A 15893-nucleotide genomic window follows, 5' to 3' on the forward strand; every position below is an offset into this window, starting at 1 on the left:
TAAGGGCGAAACTTGCTGCGATTTCCATGATTGTTAATTTGAACTCCAAATTTAACAGCAATTCAAACCAATGCTTTTGAAAAAGAGAAACTTAACAATTTGATAATGAGCAAAAAAAAGGTGATTCATTTGAATCACCTTTTTTAAGTTATTATTTTATTGCTATTACATCTGCAGGTCCAGATGGATCATTTATTGCGTTTCCTCCGTCTCTTGGGGTGCCATAAAGTAATAATCCACAGACGTGCGGAGAGGCCATGGAAGTACCATTATAACTTGCGTATCCGCCAGGAACGGTAGATAAAACACCTACGCCAGGCGCCGCAAAATCAATAGGCGGATTGCCAAAGTTAGAGAAAGATGCAAATCTGTCGTTGCTATCAATGGCAGAAACGGTAAAGATATTGTCACCATTTACTCTGGCCGGAGATGAATTATTAGCATTGGTACTTTCATTGCCAGCAGCAAGTGCTACTTTTACTCCAGCATTACCAAGTGCGATTACAGCAGCATCAAGTGCTGCCGATGTTGGGCCTCCAAGACTCATGTTTGCAACATCTCCAGATGCCGCATTTGCCTTCACAAAATCAACCCCTGCGATCACACCAGAATAAGATCCGGAACCTCTAGAGTCCAGTACTTTTACGGGTACAACTTTTACTCCAGCAGCTACACCGACAACGCCAATTTCGTTATCTATTGCTCCAATGGTCCCTGCTACGTGGGTTCCATGACCATTTCCATCACTTGAAAGATTGGAATCCTTTCCTTTGGTGAATGCATTAAATCCCAAATTTACGTCCACATTCAAATCGGGATGCGAAGCATCAATTCCAGAATCAATGACATAAGCTTTATTACTTCCCACATAGGTTGCTCCTCCTCCTACTCTTGCTATACCATAGGGGATTTCCTGTGAAGAAGTTCCTCCCCCTCCTCCTCCACCATTACCTGGTCCTTTGCCTGGGGGTGGGGCTAATGCGATCACACGATCTTGTTCAATAGCTTTTACTGATGGATCTTTGGAGATTGCTTGATATTGCTCATCCGTCAATGAAACCGCAAAACCTTCAATACTGCTACCGTATACATATCCTAGATTTTCTTGATCGATTCTATATTTTGCCAAAAGATCAGAACCGGTTTTTCTCATAGAAGCTTGGACTGCAGAGTAGGACAGGTCTTTTCTGAAACTAATCCCTGTAGGCATTAACGTAACAATGTATTTCCCAGGAATGACATCACCCGACTGATATTTCACGAATTCCATTGAATCTCCGGTGATAGGAGACTCTGCTTCTTGCTGGCAAGAGAAAGCAAGGGCGCCAATGAGGATTCCTGCATATAGTGCAGGTTTTTTCCATAGTTGTTTTTGGTTGATCATAATATGAAGTGGTTAATTTGTTTAATAAACTAACTCTTTGATAGGTACTTAGAGCAGTTTGTCCATATAATGTCTGGAAATTATATGAATTAACCAATTCTGGATGCGCAGGTAAAGGCAAAAAAAAGCCCCGAATTTTCGGGGCTAAGAACTTATTTTTTGATTGGGGATTCTATCATTTGTCCCATCCGGGTTTTTCCCTCCAAGGTATTTGCGAGTTCTATTCGATCCAATTTGGTAACTCTGGCTGATGATGGCACTCCAGTGATTTGCTCAATTGCTGTTCTGAACATGATTTCATTTATATCTCCCAATTCTCTTAGACGCTCAGTGTTTTCATTGATAGCTATATTGGGAGTGAACCCTGAGGTGTAATCAGATTGATCTAAGCTATTAAAACTTTGAGTAACTATAGGTAGAAGGCCATAAGAGTTTTCTGGGTTCTCCTCGTCTTCTATGGCGATAGACCCTACATTTTTACCGTAGGTGACACCCCCTATTAAAAAAACTTCCATGTAAGGTTTCAGACCATTAATTATTAATTCAGAGGCTGAAGCTGTTCCACTAGAAGTCAATACGTAGATTCTATTTCCAGACAGCGTGTTCCCTATATTTTGTGATTTTTCTAGGAAGGTTCTCTGCACATTACTCAAAGATGGAATATTTGTCATTATATATTGATTGTATTTCGTCTTCGAGAAGATGTCAGAACTTGTCACTCCGGGACCAATGAGGCTGGCTAAATTAACAGCAGAAGAAACATACCCTCCACCATTATAGCGTAAATCTAAAACCAAGTTATTGATGTTTGCTGCTTTCATTTTGGCAAAAACAGCATCCATTTCCTTGTCGTATTTGATAGAATCCGCTGAAGTACCAGGTGCAAAGAAATTATACACCACATAACCAATTTTCTGATTGTTAATTGTATAAACAGAATCTAGAAAATTCGGGTCTTCAGAGAATTGTATGGGAGTGAGGGAAATATCTGGCATTTCTTCATAGGCAGAAGTTTCCTCGTTAAATCGTAGTGTAGTGATTGTATGTGTTTGTTCTGCCTGTCCACGAAGTTCGCTGAAGTTACTCCTAGTTAATCCAATACCATTGATAGCTATAATTACATCACCTCTTTTTAGATCTTTTGATGAGGTAGGACTATTTTTCTTGGTATAGATGACTTCTCCATAAACATCATCAGAGTCGGGTAGACCATACCATTTAGCTTCGTAGCCAGGGTCAAGAGAAATGCCCTGGAGGGAATTGATCAATTCTTGGTAGTCTGGATAAATAACTGAGAAACGATCTGTAGGTGTGTATAGTAATGAATTGAAATAGGCTGTAGGATCAGAAGTCTCCGCAATTGGAGTCTTCATATTGAGCCTCCAATAATACACCTCATCCATCACATCAAATATCCAATTGTTGATTTCTTCTTCAAGCGTTAACTCAGAATCTACGACAGGATCTTTGTCATCATCTTTACAGCTCCAAAGCAGTCCACTGAGGATAATCAATAGTAAAGATCTTGAGAATAGGGAAGATTTCATATCTGGGATGTTAGGGTGAATATAAACGCTGCAATTAGCATAATCGTTTGATATTTAACTCGAAATATCAAAAAGAGGAACCAAAAGAAACATCGTGTGTCTGACTATCCTGCAGTTCTCCTTTCTCACATTTCAAAACTCGATATGGATACTTACGAAGTAAATCATAATTATGGGTTGCCATTAAGATTGCAGTTCCTTTTTTATTTATTTCCTGGAAAAGCTTGAAAATACCATCGGCAACATCCGGGTCAAGATTTCCAGTAGGTTCATCTGCTAGTAAGATTGAAGGCTCATTAAGCAAAGCCCTTGCTATAACTACTCGTTGTTGTTCTCCGCCTGAAAGTTGATGAGGCATTTTGCTGGAGGCGTTATTTAATCCAACTAACAGCAGAACTTCAGCCATACGGGCATTTATTTTTGCTTTGTCTTTCCAGCCTGTAGCTCTCATCACAAACGCTAAATTTTCCGCGACTGATCGATCGTTGAAGAGTTGGAAATCTTGGAAAATTATACCGATTTTTCTTCTTAGAAAGGGGATTTCCTTGGTTTTAATATTTTTCAGATTAAAACCTGCTACCTCAGCAGTTCCACTTTTCAACTCCAAATCGGCATAAAGTGTTTTAAGCAAGGAGCTTTTTCCACTCCCCGTTCTACCGATTAGAAACACAAATTCGTGCTGCTCGACAGAGAAGTTTACATCTGTAAGGATAGGGTCAATTCCTTGAAAGATTGTTGCTTGATTTACCTGAAGTACAGGTTGTGTACTGAAATCCATTCTTATAGTTCTAGTTTTTGCAATTTTCCAAAAGGAAGATCCTTTATTAACGCTTCTAATTCATCTTCCTTTCCTTCTAAGCCAAATTTCTCCACTTTTTTCAATGGCCTATCTGCCCTGAAATAGGCTACTAATACAAAGTTTTCGTCTCTGATCTGTATATAGTCAGGGATTTTCGCTTTGCCTTTTACTTTGATGATATACATAGGGGAAATTGAAAAAAAGACCGGCAAATGCCGGCCTTTTACTTATTATTTGCCAGCTGCTTTGGCATGATCTGCCAAAAACGTTGCCAAACCTGAATCTGTCAAGGGGTGATTTAATAAGCTGGTGATTACTTTCAATGGGCAAGTAACTACATCTGCGCCAACTTCAGCACACTTCAGTAAGTGCATGCTGTGTCTAACGGATGCGGCTAGAACTTCAGTTTCGAAGCCGTAGTTACCATAGATATGTACGATCTGGGCGATTAATTCCATTCCATCAAAAGAAATGTCATCCAATCTTCCGATAAAAGGAGATACATAAGATGCTCCAGCTTTAGCGGCAAGTAGTGCTTGGCCTGCAGAGAATATCAAGGTACAGTTGGTACGGATACCTTCACTTTGGAAATATTTAAGTGCTTTTAAGCCATCCTTGATCATTGGGATTTTCACGACGATTTTATCATCGATCTTAGCAAGCTCTTTTCCTTCTTTTACCATACCTTCGAAATCTGTGGAGATTACTTCAGCACTAACTTTATCATCTACGATATCACAGATCGCTTTGTAGTGAGCTCTTACTTTTTCATCTCCGCTGATGCCTTCTTTGGCCATCAAGGAAGGGTTGGTAGTTACGCCATCTAAAACACCTAGGTCATAAGCTTCGCGAATGTCACTAAGATTGGCTGTGTCAATAAAGAATTTCATGTTTAAATTGTTTAATAGGTATTGAAACCTCTTTTCTTAAGCTTTGTTATTCTTGTCTTAAATAAAAAACAGGGTATAAGCCATGTAGAAGGATGATTCCAAATGGATTTGATTGTAAGAAACAAAGTTAGAAGATTAATCAAGATTTGGAACCTGATTGGAGACCCCGAGAAAAAAATAGGGCAAAAAAAGAAGCGGCATCGCACCGCTCAACCACCTACCCTTGCTTCCTTCCGGACCTGGGGGATTCAGCAGGAGCTGGTCGTGCCGCCGGTGCAAAAGTAAGGAGAATATTAATCTTTACAATAATCTTACTTAGGATTACCGAATCGATCGCTTTTAGCGCTGACTGTGAGGGGATTAATTTCAAATTATAGATTTGAGATTTGAAATTACTTCGTCTTAGCGAAGTGCATCTGGAATTCCAACACATTGCAGTGGATAAATTTGTCCTCTGCTAGGTCTTCAAAAATCTCCTCATCAAAGGTCATTTCTGTCTTTTCTATTTTTCCATCTGGATGCACTATTAGTTCAATCCCTGTGAACGTCTCAGGTTCAACTTGTACCAAAACTTGGTAATCGTCAAAAACTCGCTTGAAATACTGTGGAAATGCTTTTGCCATAATGTTAGAGCGTTTGTTTCGCGAAATTACTCATTCGGTCCAATTGGGTAATAACTTGAGTAATAAATCATCACATCTGAGGGATTGCTTTGGGTTATTTTTATCCTTTCAAAAACATAAAATGCCTGAGCCAAAAAATCTTTTTCATTTAAAGGCTTTACTGGGCTGATTGCGTGGTTTTCTACCTTGAAAAGTATGCCGTTTGGGCCTATTATCTCATATCCGTTTGTATGTCGCTTCCTTTTTACTTTGTAGACTTCACCATCTACAAATTCAAATCGGGCACTACCCCAGAAGTAACTTCCCTTTCCTCTGGCAATTTGTAGATTGGTTTTAGGTTCTACAATTCGCGCTTTCTTTATTTGATTATCGTCGTGGTTGAAAAACAAATGGAATGTTCTTCCTTCAAAATCAAGGTCAGCGTAACGATATCCCCTATCAATTTCCATTTTAGCTTCTTCTCCTGAATCAGCTTTAAAATTTACTTGATGCATGGGAGCAGTCCATTCTGCTGCGTTTTGTGCCTTTGCAATTCCCTGGATCACAAAAATAAGAATTAGGATGGATAGGGTGTTTTTCATTTCAGTAGCGGTTATTCCCTAATCGTCAACGTTTTAAGATTGTTTTAGTTTCAGATTCTAGCCACTATGAATCCCATTTGCTTAAGTTTTTGAATTAGTATCTGTAAATTTTTGATAAAAAAGATGTGCAGATGCTTTGTCCTTAACAATCCCTTTCTAAATTTGCTCCCATTCTTATGAAAACAATCGCAAACAAATATTGGTGGTGGCATTCTTACTCTTTCCAAAAGGAAGTTTAGAAAGCCCCTGCATTTAATTTTGCGTTACGACATTATATAAAAGGCTTACTGGATTTCCGGTAAGCCTTTTTTCATGAAATCGAGCTACACTAAAAAGTCACACACTAACATGATTATAATCGCTGCGAGATTCCATATGGCATTAAAAGCCAAATTATAATCATATGAAAAAATAACCACGAAATGACTCATATTAAACTACCTATTTTAACTACTTACAGAAAGCGCCTAGCGGACACAATCACCCCTGTGAGTATTTATCTGCAGATTCGGGATCGTTTTGCAAATCCTATTCTGCTCGAGAGTTCAGATTATCATGGTCAGGAAAATAGTTATTCTTATATCTGTTTTAACCCTTTGGCAACTTTCAGTTTCAATGCTGGAGAAGTGAAAGAAACCTTACCATTGGGGAATTCTGTATCCTATAAAGTGAGTTCGGATCAGAAACTGATGGAGAGCCTTAGAGCTTTTGGGAACAAGTTTGATACGGGTCAGGATAATTTTAAATTTAGCTCGAATGGACTTTTTGGATACATCCAATACGATTCAGTAGCCTATTTCGAAGATATCAATCTGCAGAATACAAAGGCATCTGAGGTGCCGATGATGCAATATTCAGTTTATCAGAATATCATCGTGGTAGATCATTATAAAAATGAGCTTCACTTATTAGAGCATAGAGTGGCAGGTGCGGAGAATCCGGAATTAACGGATGAGATCGAAAGGTTGCTTTCAAATAAAAATATTCCAAGCTACTCGTTTAAGAGAGTAGGAGAAGAAAGCTCAAACTACACTGATGAGGAGTTTCTCAAAATTCTGAATCAAGGACGGGAGCATTGCTTCAAAGGTGATGTGTTCCAGATTGTACTTTCCAGAAGGTTTTCCACTGCCTTCAAAGGTGACGAATTCAATGTATATCGTGCCCTTAGATCTGTCAATCCTTCACCTTATTTATTTTATTTTGATTACGGTTCCTTTAAGGTTTTCGGTAGCTCGCCTGAGGCACAAATCGTTGTGAAAGACAAAAAAGCAACCATATATCCAATTGCAGGCACTTTCCGCAGAACGGGTAATGATCAGGAAGATGCAGTTTTGGCCCGCAAACTTTATGATGATCCAAAAGAGAATTCAGAACATGTGATGCTTGTGGATTTGGCGAGAAATGACCTCAGTAGATCCTCTGAGAAAGTTACCGTGGATGTCTTTAAAGAGATTCAATATTATTCCCATGTGATTCACTTAGTATCTAAAGTGACGGGAGAATTACCAGAAGGAACAAATCCACTTCAGTTGGTAGCTGATACCTTTCCTGCAGGTACACTTTCCGGAGCTCCTAAATACAGAGCGATGGAGCTGATAGACGAGTTGGAGAATGTTTCTAGAACGTTCTATGGTGGAGCGATTGGCTACTTAGGGTTCAATGGTGACTTCAATCACGCGATTTTGATCAGATCATTTGTTTCTGAAAACAATCAACTCAGATTCCAAGCAGGTGCGGGTGTAGTCGCCAAATCAACTATCCCATCTGAATTGCAAGAAGTGGCAAATAAACTGGAAGCGCTTAGGGTGGCTCTTAGGGCGGCGGAAGGAATTTAATTGGAAAATTGCAAGATTTTAAAATTGAAAAATTATGGCAAAATACGAGCGATTTGAAGATTTGCCAGTTTGGCAGCACGCTATCAGAATAGGTGTGGGAATATATCAACTAGTGGAATCTGAAAAATTAGCTAAAGACTATCGTGCCAAAGATCAATTAATAGGATCTGCAATTTCGATTTCAAATAATATAGCAGAGGGCTTTGAATATAACAGGAATCGTCAGTTTATCCGATACTTAGAAATATCCAAGGGATCTGCTGGTGAGCTTCGAAGCCAGCTTTTCTTGCTTCTATCAGTTGGTAAAATAGATAAAGGAGCTTACCAAGAATACTACTTAGACTTAGTTGAGCTATCCAGTGAATTAAAAGGTTTAATCAAATACCTAAATGAATTTGAAGATAAAAAAAAGAAAAGTTGATGACTCTGGTGAATCTTCCAATTTTTCAATCTTCCAATCTTTCAATTAATTAAAATGAAAATACTCGTCCTAGATAACTACGATTCCTTCACCTACAACTTGGTATATATCGTCCGCCAGCTTGGTTATGGGGCAGATATGGATGTGTTCCGAAATGATAAAATCAGCTTGGAGGATGTCTCTCAATACGATAAAATAATTCTCTCTCCTGGACCTGGAAGTACCTGAAGATGCTGGAATAATGCCTGAGCTTTTGAAGAAATATGCTTCCACTAAATCAATATTGGGAGTTTGTCTTGGGCATCAAGCAATCGGTGAAGCCTTTGGTGGAGATTTAATTAACTTATCAGAAGTTCTTCATGGGGTGGCTTCTATTGTAAAAGTGGAAGATGACTTGCTTTTCAAGGGCGTTCCCGATACATTTAGTATTGGTAGGTATCACTCCTGGGTCGTTAATGAAATCACCCTTTCATCAGACTTGGAAGTGATTGCCCGTACACCCGACAATCAAATCATGGCTTTGAGGCACAAGAAGTATGATGTCCGGGGCGTACAATTTCATCCAGAGAGTATTCTTACTGAAAACGGAGTGCAGATTCTCAAAAACTGGTTGGAGAATTAAGAATCAAACCACCCACCTACTCCCTAAATATTATGAAAGAAATATTAAATCATCTCATCGAACATCGCACATTGACGCGGGAAGATGCACGTGAGGTATTGAAAAACATTACTGCTGGTACTTATAATCAAAGCCAAATCGCGGCCTTTATGACCGTATATATGATGAGAAGTATCACTGTAGAGGAACTTTCGGGATTTAGACAAGCTATGCTAGAGCGTTGCATTCCTGTCGAAATCGCTGAATATGACGCAATGGATCTTTGTGGTACAGGAGGTGATGGAAAGGATACATTTAATATTTCTACTTTATCTTCTTTCATAGTCGCTGGAGCTGGTCAGAATGTGGCCAAACACGGTAATACTGGGGTTTCTTCCATTTGCGGGTCATCTAATCTACTAGCGTATTTTGGGTATGAATTTACCAACGACATCGATAAAATCCGACAAAGTTTGGATGAGGTAGGGATTTGCTTTTTGCATGCACCACTATTTCACCCTGCAATGAAGCATGTAGGACCAATCAGAAAAGATCTTGGCGTAAAGACCTTCTTCAATATGCTTGGCCCAATGGTGAACCCGAGTTTTCCGAATAAACAATTGGTGGGTGTGTTTAGTCTGGAGTTAGCCAGGCTTTATGGGTATTTGTATCAGGAAATGAACGGTAGATTCTCCATCCTACATGCTTTGGATGGTTACGATGAGATTTCCTTGACTGGGGATTTCAAAATGATTTCAAACGAAGGCGAAAAGGTATTGAAGCCTGAAAATCTAGGGCTTTCACAACTTAATGCTGAATCAATCAAAGGAGGAGGTACTATTCAGGAATCTGCCAGAATTTTTGAAGCAATACTTAAAGGTAAAGGAACAAAGAGTCAAAATGCTGTGGTATTGGCGAACTCAGCTGCGGCATTGGTCACTGCCGAAGAAGGATTGTCCTTCCCAGATGCTGTGGCAAAAGCCGAAGATGTGCTGCTTTCTGGCAAGGCTTTAGCCGTTTTTGAAGGCCTCGTTAATCCCAAAACTTCAGTTTCATTAGCTTAAAATTGTATGAATATTTTAGATAAAATTATTGCTCAAAAACACGTAGAAGTAGCAGAAAAGAAAAGTTTGGTGCCTGCAAAGATGCTTGAAAAAAGTGTCTTTTTTGACGGTCAAGTGGTATCCATGAAAAAGTATGTGTGTGATCCTGAGAAGTCTGGAATCATTTCTGAATTCAAAAGAAAATCCCCTTCCAAAGGTTTGATCAATGGCTCTGCTTCGGTAGAAGCAGTAAGTATAGGATACATGCAGGCAGGGGCCTCGGCTTTATCGATTTTGACGGATACTGACTTCTTTGGTGGCAGTAATGCCGATCTGAAGGAAGCCCGTAAATTCAATTTCTGCCCGATTCTTCGAAAGGACTTTGTGGTGGATGAATATCAGATTCTAGAAGCAAAGTCTATAGGCGCGGATTGTATTTTGCTAATCGCAGCGGCTTTGGAGCCCGCTAGATTGAAGGAATTAGCAGCTTTCGCAAAAAGTTTGGGACTTGAAATCCTAATGGAAGTGCATGATGGGGAAGAACTGGAAAGAAGCCTTTGTGATGAATTAGACTTGGTTGGCGTGAACAATAGGAATCTGAAAACATTTGATGTGTCATTACAAACCTCTTTGGATTTGGTTGACAAAATACCACTGGTGATTTCGTGAAGATTTCTGAAAGTGGAATTTCTGATCCTGCTACACTGATCACGTTAAAAAAAGCTGGTTTTGATGGATTTCTTATAGGAGAAAACTTTATGAAATCGAGCAGACCTGAACAGGCAGCTTACAATTTCATCAAAGAATACAAGAAGCTTTCGGCTAAAGAATCAACTGTAAATATCTGATGAAATCGAGCATGACTCAAAGAATCTCAAACCGCGGTAATTATCACACATGCGAGATTCCATATGGCCTATAAAAATCAAATTATAATCCTATGAAAATCAAGGTCTGTGGGATGCGGGATCCTGAAAATGTCCAACGTCTAATTCAAGAAGTTAAACCTGATTGGATTGGGTTGATATTCTATTCCCAATCTTCGAGATATGTTTCAGCTGATTTTGCAGAGTCATTCCCAGAGACTGGTATTCCGAAAGTTGGGGTCTTTGTTAATGAGACTATTGAGTTTGTTTTATCCAAAGTTGATGAGTTTAACCTATCTGTAATCCAATTGCACGGAAACGAAAGTCCAGAATATGTCCGTGAACTGAAGTTGATAACCGGTAAAAAACTTTGGAAAGTCGTTTCAGTTGGAGATTCGATTGACTGGGAAACATTAAGAAATTATGTGGGTTTAGTTGAAAACTTCCTCTTTGATACAGCCACACCAAAACATGGGGGTTCGGGGAAAAGATTCAATTGGCAAATACTGGAAAGCTATCCCTTTGAAAAGGGATTCCTGCTTAGCGGAGGACTGGATGAAGGGAGCGCTTCTGAAATTCTTTCCCTTGCAGAGAAAATGCCTCAGATGGTAGGGGTTGATTTGAATTCCAAATTTGAGGATGCTCCAGGATTAAAGAATATAGAGAAACTGAAGAGTTTTAAAAATAAAATTAGACCATAGTTGGTAGTCCATGGTCCATGGTCTATCAGCCATCAACTATAGAATTATGATCAAAGTAGATGAAAAGGGTTTTTACGGCAAATTTGGTGGAGCTTATATCCCCGAAATGTTGCACCCAAACGTGGAAGAACTGAAAGAAAACTACGAGTCAATCATGGCTTCGCAGGAGTTTCAGGATGAATTCAGAGGATTGCTGAAAGATTATGTTGGCAGGCCCACACCTTTGTATTTTGCTTCTAGACTTTCAGAAAAGTATGGGGCAAAAGTATATCTAAAGCGGGAAGACCTTTGTCATACTGGAGCGCATAAAGTCAACAATACCATAGGTCAGATCATCTTGGCAAAGAAGCTTGGGAAAAAGCGAATCATCGCAGAAACCGGAGCGGGTCAGCATGGCGTGGCAACAGCGACGGTTTGTGCGCTGATGGGGATGGAGTGTACCATATACATGGGCGAAATAGATATCGCACGTCAGCATCCAAACGTGGAGCGGATGAAGATTTTGGGAGCTACAGTAGTGCCTGCGACTTCGGGTTCGAAAACACTTAAAGATGCGACTAACGAAGCCATGCGAGCTTGGATTAATAATCCTGTAGACACGCATTACATCATTGGATCGGTAGTAGGGCCGCACCCATATCCAGAGATGGTGGCCAGATTTCAATCCGTGATTTCGGAGGAAATCAAATGGCAGCTCAAAGAGAAAGAAGGAACAGAAAATCCGGATATCGTGATTGCCTGTGTGGGAGGAGGATCAAATGCTGCTGGTGCTTTTTACCACTATTATAATACCCCGCAAGTTCGCTTAGTTGCAGCGGAAGCTGCTGGTCTGGGCGTTTTGTCCGGGAAATCAGCCGCAACTACTGTTCTTGGAACTCCAGGTGTTTTGCATGGATCAAAGACGATTTTGATGCAGACGGAGGACGGGCAAGTTGTAGAGCCGCATTCTATTTCTGCTGGATTGGATTATCCTGAAATTGGTCCTGTTCATGCTCATTTATTTGATGTAGGAAGAGGTGAATTCGTAGCAGTGGAGGATAAAGATGCAATGGCTGCAGGAATTGAGTTAAGTAGATTGGAAGGGATAATCCCAGCAATCGAATCTGCTCATGCGATACATGCAATAAACTTGATTGAATATTCCAAAGATGATGTGATTGTGATCAACTTGTCAGGAAGAGGCGATAAGGATTTGGATACTTATATTAAATGGGGGCAGTATTGATTTGGGATTTTTGATATCGGATTTACGAGGACATTTTGAACTTCAATCGTCATCGTATAATTCATGCTTTTCCTAAACAAAATAATAGTGAATGAAGAATGTTGAAGGCTGAATAATGAAGTGACCGAAACCTGAGACGAACCTTTCACTATTAACCTTAAAAGGGGTTAACCATGATTAGCCATTGGGGCAACCCATTAGAAAGAAATTTTATAATTGAATACAAACCCTGAAAGGGTTGAACTAAAATAGTTGATGCTGGAATGGGAAAAAGTCTCAATTTTAAAGAGGCGCTCGTAAATCCAATATCCTAAATCGTAAATGCAAATGAACCGAATACATAAACTCTTTGAAACCAAAAAGGAGCGCGTCCTCTCCATCTACTTTACGGCGGGTTTTCCGGCATTGGAAGATACGATGCCGATCATGGAGGCTGCCCAGGCTGGAGGAGCTGATATTATTGAGATTGGCGTGCCGTATTCAGACCCAGTGGCGGATGGACCAACTATTCAGGATAGCAATATGATTGCGCTGGAAAACGGGATTTCATTGAAAAAGATCTTTGAGCAACTGAGAGGTTTTCGTGCCAAAATCCATATTCCAGTAGTGATGATGGGCTATCTCAATCCAATTATGCAGTACGGAATGGAGGCTTTCTGCCAAAAGTGCAAAGAAGTCGGAGTGGATGGTTTGATTTTGCCTGACCTACCTATGCAGCAATATTTGGATGATTATAAGCAGTTGTTTGAGCAGTATGGCTTGGTCAATACCTTTCTTATTTCACCTCAAACCAGCGAAAAGCGAATTAGAGAGATAGACGAAAATACCTCTGGCTTTATCTACATGGTTTCTTCACATAGCATCACAGGTGCGAAGGCAGGAATCACCGAGGAGCAGATTGCATATTTCGAGCGGGTAAAAGCTATGAATCTTAAGAATCCTAGATTAATTGGATTTGGGATTTCAGATTCGGAAACATTTACCACCGCTTCCAATTATAGTAATGGAGCCATTATAGGTTCGGCTTTCATCAAGACAATAAAAGATTCGAAAAATCTGAGTGAAGATATCCAGAATTACATTCAATCAGTGGTGAATTGATAATGTATCGTTACAGAAATTTAAATTCTCATCGCCTTATGAAATTCTATATTCTGATTATTTTCTTTGTTTTTACGCTTTTGTCATTCTCCCAACAAGCTTTTTCTCAGACGGATCCTGAGAAAATAGTTGTGGAATTTTTTAATGCCTACGAAAAATCTCCTAATGAAGCCTTGCTTGCATTGTTTGAGGATAACCCATGGCTAACTCAAAATCCAGGAGCATTAGATCAGGTGAAAGTTCAGCTGCAAAGTGCCTTAGGAATTATTGGTGATTATCGAGGGTATGAAAAAATATCACAAATGGAAAGAGGGGAGAGCCTAATAAAACTTGTCTATTTTGCTAAATATGATAGACAACCACTAAGGTTCACCTTTTTATTTTACAAAGCAGATGATAAGTGGATGATTCAAAACTTTCTATTTGATGATAAATTCTGGGAGGATTGAAACATAAATACCCATATAAATAACTTCGCCAACAAATTTCAATTGAAGACATCCTCGTAAATCGTATTTCATAAATCGTACTTAATAATGATTATTCAACTTCAACCCGATATTTCCGATAGCCAAAAAGATAAATTGATCAATGTGGTCAATGGAATCGGCTATAAGACCACAGAAGTCAAAACACAATTAGGAGACTACCTAATCGGTATTGGTAAAAAGGAATTTGATATCCGTAAAATCGGCCAGATGGACGGAATCATCGACATTCATATCGTCTCTGACGAGTATAAGTTGGTGTCCAAAAAGTGGAAAGCTAAGCCAACTTCTGTTGATTTGGGTGATGGTGTATTCATCAAAGAAGGGGAAATGGCGGTGATCACCGGGCCTTGCTCCATCGAAACGGAAGAGCAAATCCGTGCCGTAGTGGCCCACTGCGTGGAAAATGACATAAAGATGATGCGTGGCGGGGTCTTCAAACCTAGAAGTAGCCCTTATGCATTTCGTGGCTTGGGTTTGGAAGGACTAAAACTTTGGCATCAAATTGCCAGTGAAGCAGGGATAAAGATTGTCACCGAAGTGATGCAAACTTCCCAGATCGAAGAAATGTATCCTTACGTGGATGTGTATCAGGTGGGAGCTAGAAATTCCCAGAATTTCAACCTTCTCGATGAACTCGGGAAAGTAGATAAGGCAGTGATGATCAAGCGTGGTATCTCAGGTACGATCGAAGAGCTTTTGCAGTCTGCTGAGTATGTGTTTTCAGGAGGAAATGAGAAACTGATTTTATGTGAAAGAGGGATCAGAACCTATGAAAGAGCTTCCAGAAATACATTGGACCTAAATGCTATTCCGATTTTGAAAGCTAAATCACACTTACCAGTTATTGTAGATCCTTCGCACGGAATAGGGATTCGTGCCTATGTGCCTCAGATGGCATTGGCGGGAGTGATGTCCGGAGCTGACGGAATAATCTATGAATCTCATGAAGTTCCTGAGAAAGCCTACTCAGATGGACAGCAGACCTTGGATTTTGCTCAAAGTGCAAGACTCGCAAGCTGGATCAGGGAAAGTTTCGCGATGCGAAAAGGATTTGATTTATTATAAAGAAGCTCAAAAGCCAGTGGTGACACAGGCTTTTTTTATTGGTTTTTGAAAAGTAAAGGATTGATTCCAAGAGGATAGCTCTGCTTATTCAATGAGCCACCTCCTGAAAATTAAAAAAATGCGTTAAGTAGTTTTATTCAGGGGTCTCCATAGCCGCCATTTCCTCTGCTTCTTTTTGCAGTTCCATCAAAGTCATTTGAACTGCAGTATTATTCCAGTATCCGTGCGCTTTTACAATTTTTCCATCTACAAATTGGTAGGTAAGGTGTACTGGAATTACAAAATCTTCTCCAGTTGCGGCAAGAGTTCCTTTCCATGTGCCCCAGAAATTCACCCAAGTTTCACCTTCGTCAGTTACCACCATTTCATATTCATCATTTTCCCGATCGAAAGTGTAAGTGGAAAATGGCTCTACAGAGAGTTTTTGGCTAGCAATTGTTTCCGCGACAGTTGCTGGATTTTCTTCTGTTGCGTTAAAAAAGATCGCGGCATTTTCTGCATAATTACTTGCATAATTGTCCCAATCACCATTGACATAATTAGTAATTGCAGATTTGACGGTTTCGATCTCAGCAGATTGCTGAGTATACCTTGTTTGAGTAGTGCATGCCATCGTCAAAAGAAACAGCATAGCAATAATTAAATTTTTCATGTGACTTGATTTTTAGAGTTCGTGAGTCAATAAATAGGTTTACTGGAAGAGAAGTTGGATTTTTTTAA

General features: G+C 39.7%; 16 protein-coding genes, 1 other RNA gene and 2 pseudogenes. 10 read left to right on the forward strand and 9 right to left on the reverse strand.

The genetic code is table 11. The features are described 5' to 3' along the window. Positions 1-151 precede the first annotated feature (151 nt). From AC0L6R_RS05855 to AC0L6R_RS05890, 8 genes are all read right to left on the reverse strand, one after another. Positions 152-1384 (reverse strand): S8 family serine peptidase, encoded by a 1233-nt coding sequence (locus tag AC0L6R_RS05855; protein WP_473270358.1) that lies wholly within the window; start codon positions 1382-1384, stop codon positions 152-154. A 152-nt stretch (positions 1385-1536) separates the two neighbouring features. Beyond that, the gene (locus tag AC0L6R_RS05860; protein ID WP_283414210.1) at positions 1537-2931 is read right to left on the reverse strand and encodes a S41 family peptidase; all 1395 of its coding nucleotides are present in this window, start codon (positions 2929-2931) and stop codon (positions 1537-1539) included. A 67-nt stretch (positions 2932-2998) separates the two neighbouring features. Beyond that, entirely contained in the window at positions 2999-3709 is a 711-nt protein-coding gene (locus AC0L6R_RS05865; protein WP_283414211.1) for a cell division ATP-binding protein FtsE, read from the reverse strand. A 2-nt stretch (positions 3710-3711) separates the two neighbouring features. Continuing rightward, complete coding sequence (locus AC0L6R_RS05870; protein WP_283414212.1) at positions 3712-3915, reverse strand: fructose-6-phosphate aldolase; 204 nt, start codon at positions 3913-3915, stop codon at positions 3712-3714. Between the two features lie 45 nt (positions 3916-3960). Beyond that, positions 3961-4620 (reverse strand): fructose-6-phosphate aldolase, encoded by a 660-nt coding sequence (gene fsa / locus AC0L6R_RS05875; RefSeq protein WP_283414213.1) that lies wholly within the window; start codon positions 4618-4620, stop codon positions 3961-3963. A gap of 188 nt (positions 4621-4808) precedes the next feature. After that, positions 4809-4894, reverse strand: an RNA gene (gene ffs, locus AC0L6R_RS05880) — signal recognition particle sRNA small type. A gap of 118 nt (positions 4895-5012) precedes the next feature. After that, complete coding sequence (locus AC0L6R_RS05885; RefSeq protein ID WP_473270361.1) at positions 5013-5243, reverse strand: hypothetical protein; 231 nt, start codon at positions 5241-5243, stop codon at positions 5013-5015. Positions 5244-5269: 26 nt separating this feature from the next. Next, positions 5270-5824 (reverse strand): hypothetical protein, encoded by a 555-nt coding sequence (locus tag AC0L6R_RS05890; protein ID WP_283414215.1) that lies wholly within the window; start codon positions 5822-5824, stop codon positions 5270-5272. 422 nt (positions 5825-6246) lie between these two features. Here AC0L6R_RS05890 and AC0L6R_RS05895 point away from each other — a divergent pair, with 422 nt between their 5' ends. The 10 genes and pseudogenes from AC0L6R_RS05895 (at position 6247) to AC0L6R_RS05940 (ending at position 15173) form a co-directional block, all read left to right on the forward strand. Continuing rightward, on the forward strand, positions 6247-7659 hold the full coding sequence (locus tag AC0L6R_RS05895; protein WP_473270363.1) for an anthranilate synthase component I family protein: 1413 nt from the start codon (positions 6247-6249) through the stop codon (positions 7657-7659). A 34-nt stretch (positions 7660-7693) separates the two neighbouring features. Beyond that, a complete protein-coding gene (locus tag AC0L6R_RS05900) occupies positions 7694-8080 on the forward strand; it encodes a four helix bundle protein (protein ID WP_283414217.1) in 387 nt (128 codons plus the stop codon). Between the two features lie 54 nt (positions 8081-8134). After that, positions 8135-8702: pseudogene (locus tag AC0L6R_RS05905) on the forward strand (anthranilate synthase component II). Positions 8703-8734: 32 nt separating this feature from the next. Next, entirely contained in the window at positions 8735-9745 is a 1011-nt protein-coding gene (gene trpD / locus AC0L6R_RS05910; protein WP_473270364.1) for an anthranilate phosphoribosyltransferase, read from the forward strand. 6 nt (positions 9746-9751) lie between these two features. Continuing rightward, positions 9752-10572: pseudogene (gene trpC / locus AC0L6R_RS05915) on the forward strand (indole-3-glycerol phosphate synthase TrpC). Positions 10573-10664: 92 nt separating this feature from the next. After that, the gene (locus tag AC0L6R_RS05920) at positions 10665-11291 is read left to right on the forward strand and encodes a phosphoribosylanthranilate isomerase (RefSeq protein WP_283414221.1); all 627 of its coding nucleotides are present in this window, start codon (positions 10665-10667) and stop codon (positions 11289-11291) included. 46 nt (positions 11292-11337) lie between these two features. After that, a complete protein-coding gene (gene trpB, locus AC0L6R_RS05925; RefSeq protein ID WP_473270366.1) occupies positions 11338-12516 on the forward strand; it encodes a tryptophan synthase subunit beta in 1179 nt (392 codons plus the stop codon). 327 nt (positions 12517-12843) lie between these two features. Continuing rightward, positions 12844-13617: a tryptophan synthase subunit alpha gene (trpA, locus tag AC0L6R_RS05930; protein WP_473270368.1), complete on the forward strand. Its 774-nt coding sequence runs from the start codon at positions 12844-12846 to the stop codon at positions 13615-13617. Between the two features lie 38 nt (positions 13618-13655). Next, the gene (locus AC0L6R_RS05935; RefSeq protein WP_473270369.1) at positions 13656-14066 is read left to right on the forward strand and encodes a hypothetical protein; all 411 of its coding nucleotides are present in this window, start codon (positions 13656-13658) and stop codon (positions 14064-14066) included. An 87-nt stretch (positions 14067-14153) separates the two neighbouring features. Further along, on the forward strand, positions 14154-15173 hold the full coding sequence (locus tag AC0L6R_RS05940; protein WP_339869109.1) for a bifunctional 3-deoxy-7-phosphoheptulonate synthase/chorismate mutase: 1020 nt from the start codon (positions 14154-14156) through the stop codon (positions 15171-15173). A 133-nt stretch (positions 15174-15306) separates the two neighbouring features. Here AC0L6R_RS05940 and AC0L6R_RS05945 read toward each other — a convergent pair whose 3' ends face one another. Then, complete coding sequence (locus AC0L6R_RS05945; protein ID WP_283414226.1) at positions 15307-15825, reverse strand: nuclear transport factor 2 family protein; 519 nt, start codon at positions 15823-15825, stop codon at positions 15307-15309. Positions 15826-15893: the final 68 nt, after the last annotated feature.

The sequence above is a fragment of the Algoriphagus sp. 10J20-15 genome, assembly GCF_055809615.1.

What these genes read in the sequence shown, in the direction of transcription:
- trpA (WP_473270368.1), top strand. Translation starts at nt 12,844, where the DNA reads ATGAACCGAATACATAAACTCTTTGAAACCAAAAAGGAGCGCGTCCTC.
- AC0L6R_RS05865 (WP_283414211.1), bottom strand. Translation starts at nt 3,709, where the DNA reads ATGGATTTCAGTACACAACCTGTACTTCAGGTAAATCAAGCAACAATC.
- trpD (WP_473270364.1), top strand. Translation starts at nt 8,735, where the DNA reads ATGAAAGAAATATTAAATCATCTCATCGAACATCGCACATTGACGCGG.
- AC0L6R_RS05940 (WP_339869109.1), top strand. Translation starts at nt 14,154, where the DNA reads ATGATTATTCAACTTCAACCCGATATTTCCGATAGCCAAAAAGATAAA.
- AC0L6R_RS05945 (WP_283414226.1), bottom strand. Translation starts at nt 15,825, where the DNA reads ATGAAAAATTTAATTATTGCTATGCTGTTTCTTTTGACGATGGCATGC.
- AC0L6R_RS05920 (WP_283414221.1), top strand. Translation starts at nt 10,665, where the DNA reads ATGAAAATCAAGGTCTGTGGGATGCGGGATCCTGAAAATGTCCAACGT.
- AC0L6R_RS05900 (WP_283414217.1), top strand. Translation starts at nt 7,694, where the DNA reads ATGGCAAAATACGAGCGATTTGAAGATTTGCCAGTTTGGCAGCACGCT.
- AC0L6R_RS05935 (WP_473270369.1), top strand. Translation starts at nt 13,656, where the DNA reads ATGAAATTCTATATTCTGATTATTTTCTTTGTTTTTACGCTTTTGTCA.
- AC0L6R_RS05855 (WP_473270358.1), bottom strand. Translation starts at nt 1,384, where the DNA reads ATGATCAACCAAAAACAACTATGGAAAAAACCTGCACTATATGCAGGA.
- AC0L6R_RS05885 (WP_473270361.1), bottom strand. Translation starts at nt 5,243, where the DNA reads ATGGCAAAAGCATTTCCACAGTATTTCAAGCGAGTTTTTGACGATTAC.
- AC0L6R_RS05890 (WP_283414215.1), bottom strand. Translation starts at nt 5,824, where the DNA reads ATGAAAAACACCCTATCCATCCTAATTCTTATTTTTGTGATCCAGGGA.
- AC0L6R_RS05895 (WP_473270363.1), top strand. Translation starts at nt 6,247, where the DNA reads ATGACTCATATTAAACTACCTATTTTAACTACTTACAGAAAGCGCCTA.
- AC0L6R_RS05860 (WP_283414210.1), bottom strand. Translation starts at nt 2,931, where the DNA reads ATGAAATCTTCCCTATTCTCAAGATCTTTACTATTGATTATCCTCAGT.
- trpB (WP_473270366.1), top strand. Translation starts at nt 11,338, where the DNA reads ATGATCAAAGTAGATGAAAAGGGTTTTTACGGCAAATTTGGTGGAGCT.
- AC0L6R_RS05870 (WP_283414212.1), bottom strand. Translation starts at nt 3,915, where the DNA reads ATGTATATCATCAAAGTAAAAGGCAAAGCGAAAATCCCTGACTATATA.
- fsa (WP_283414213.1), bottom strand. Translation starts at nt 4,620, where the DNA reads ATGAAATTCTTTATTGACACAGCCAATCTTAGTGACATTCGCGAAGCT.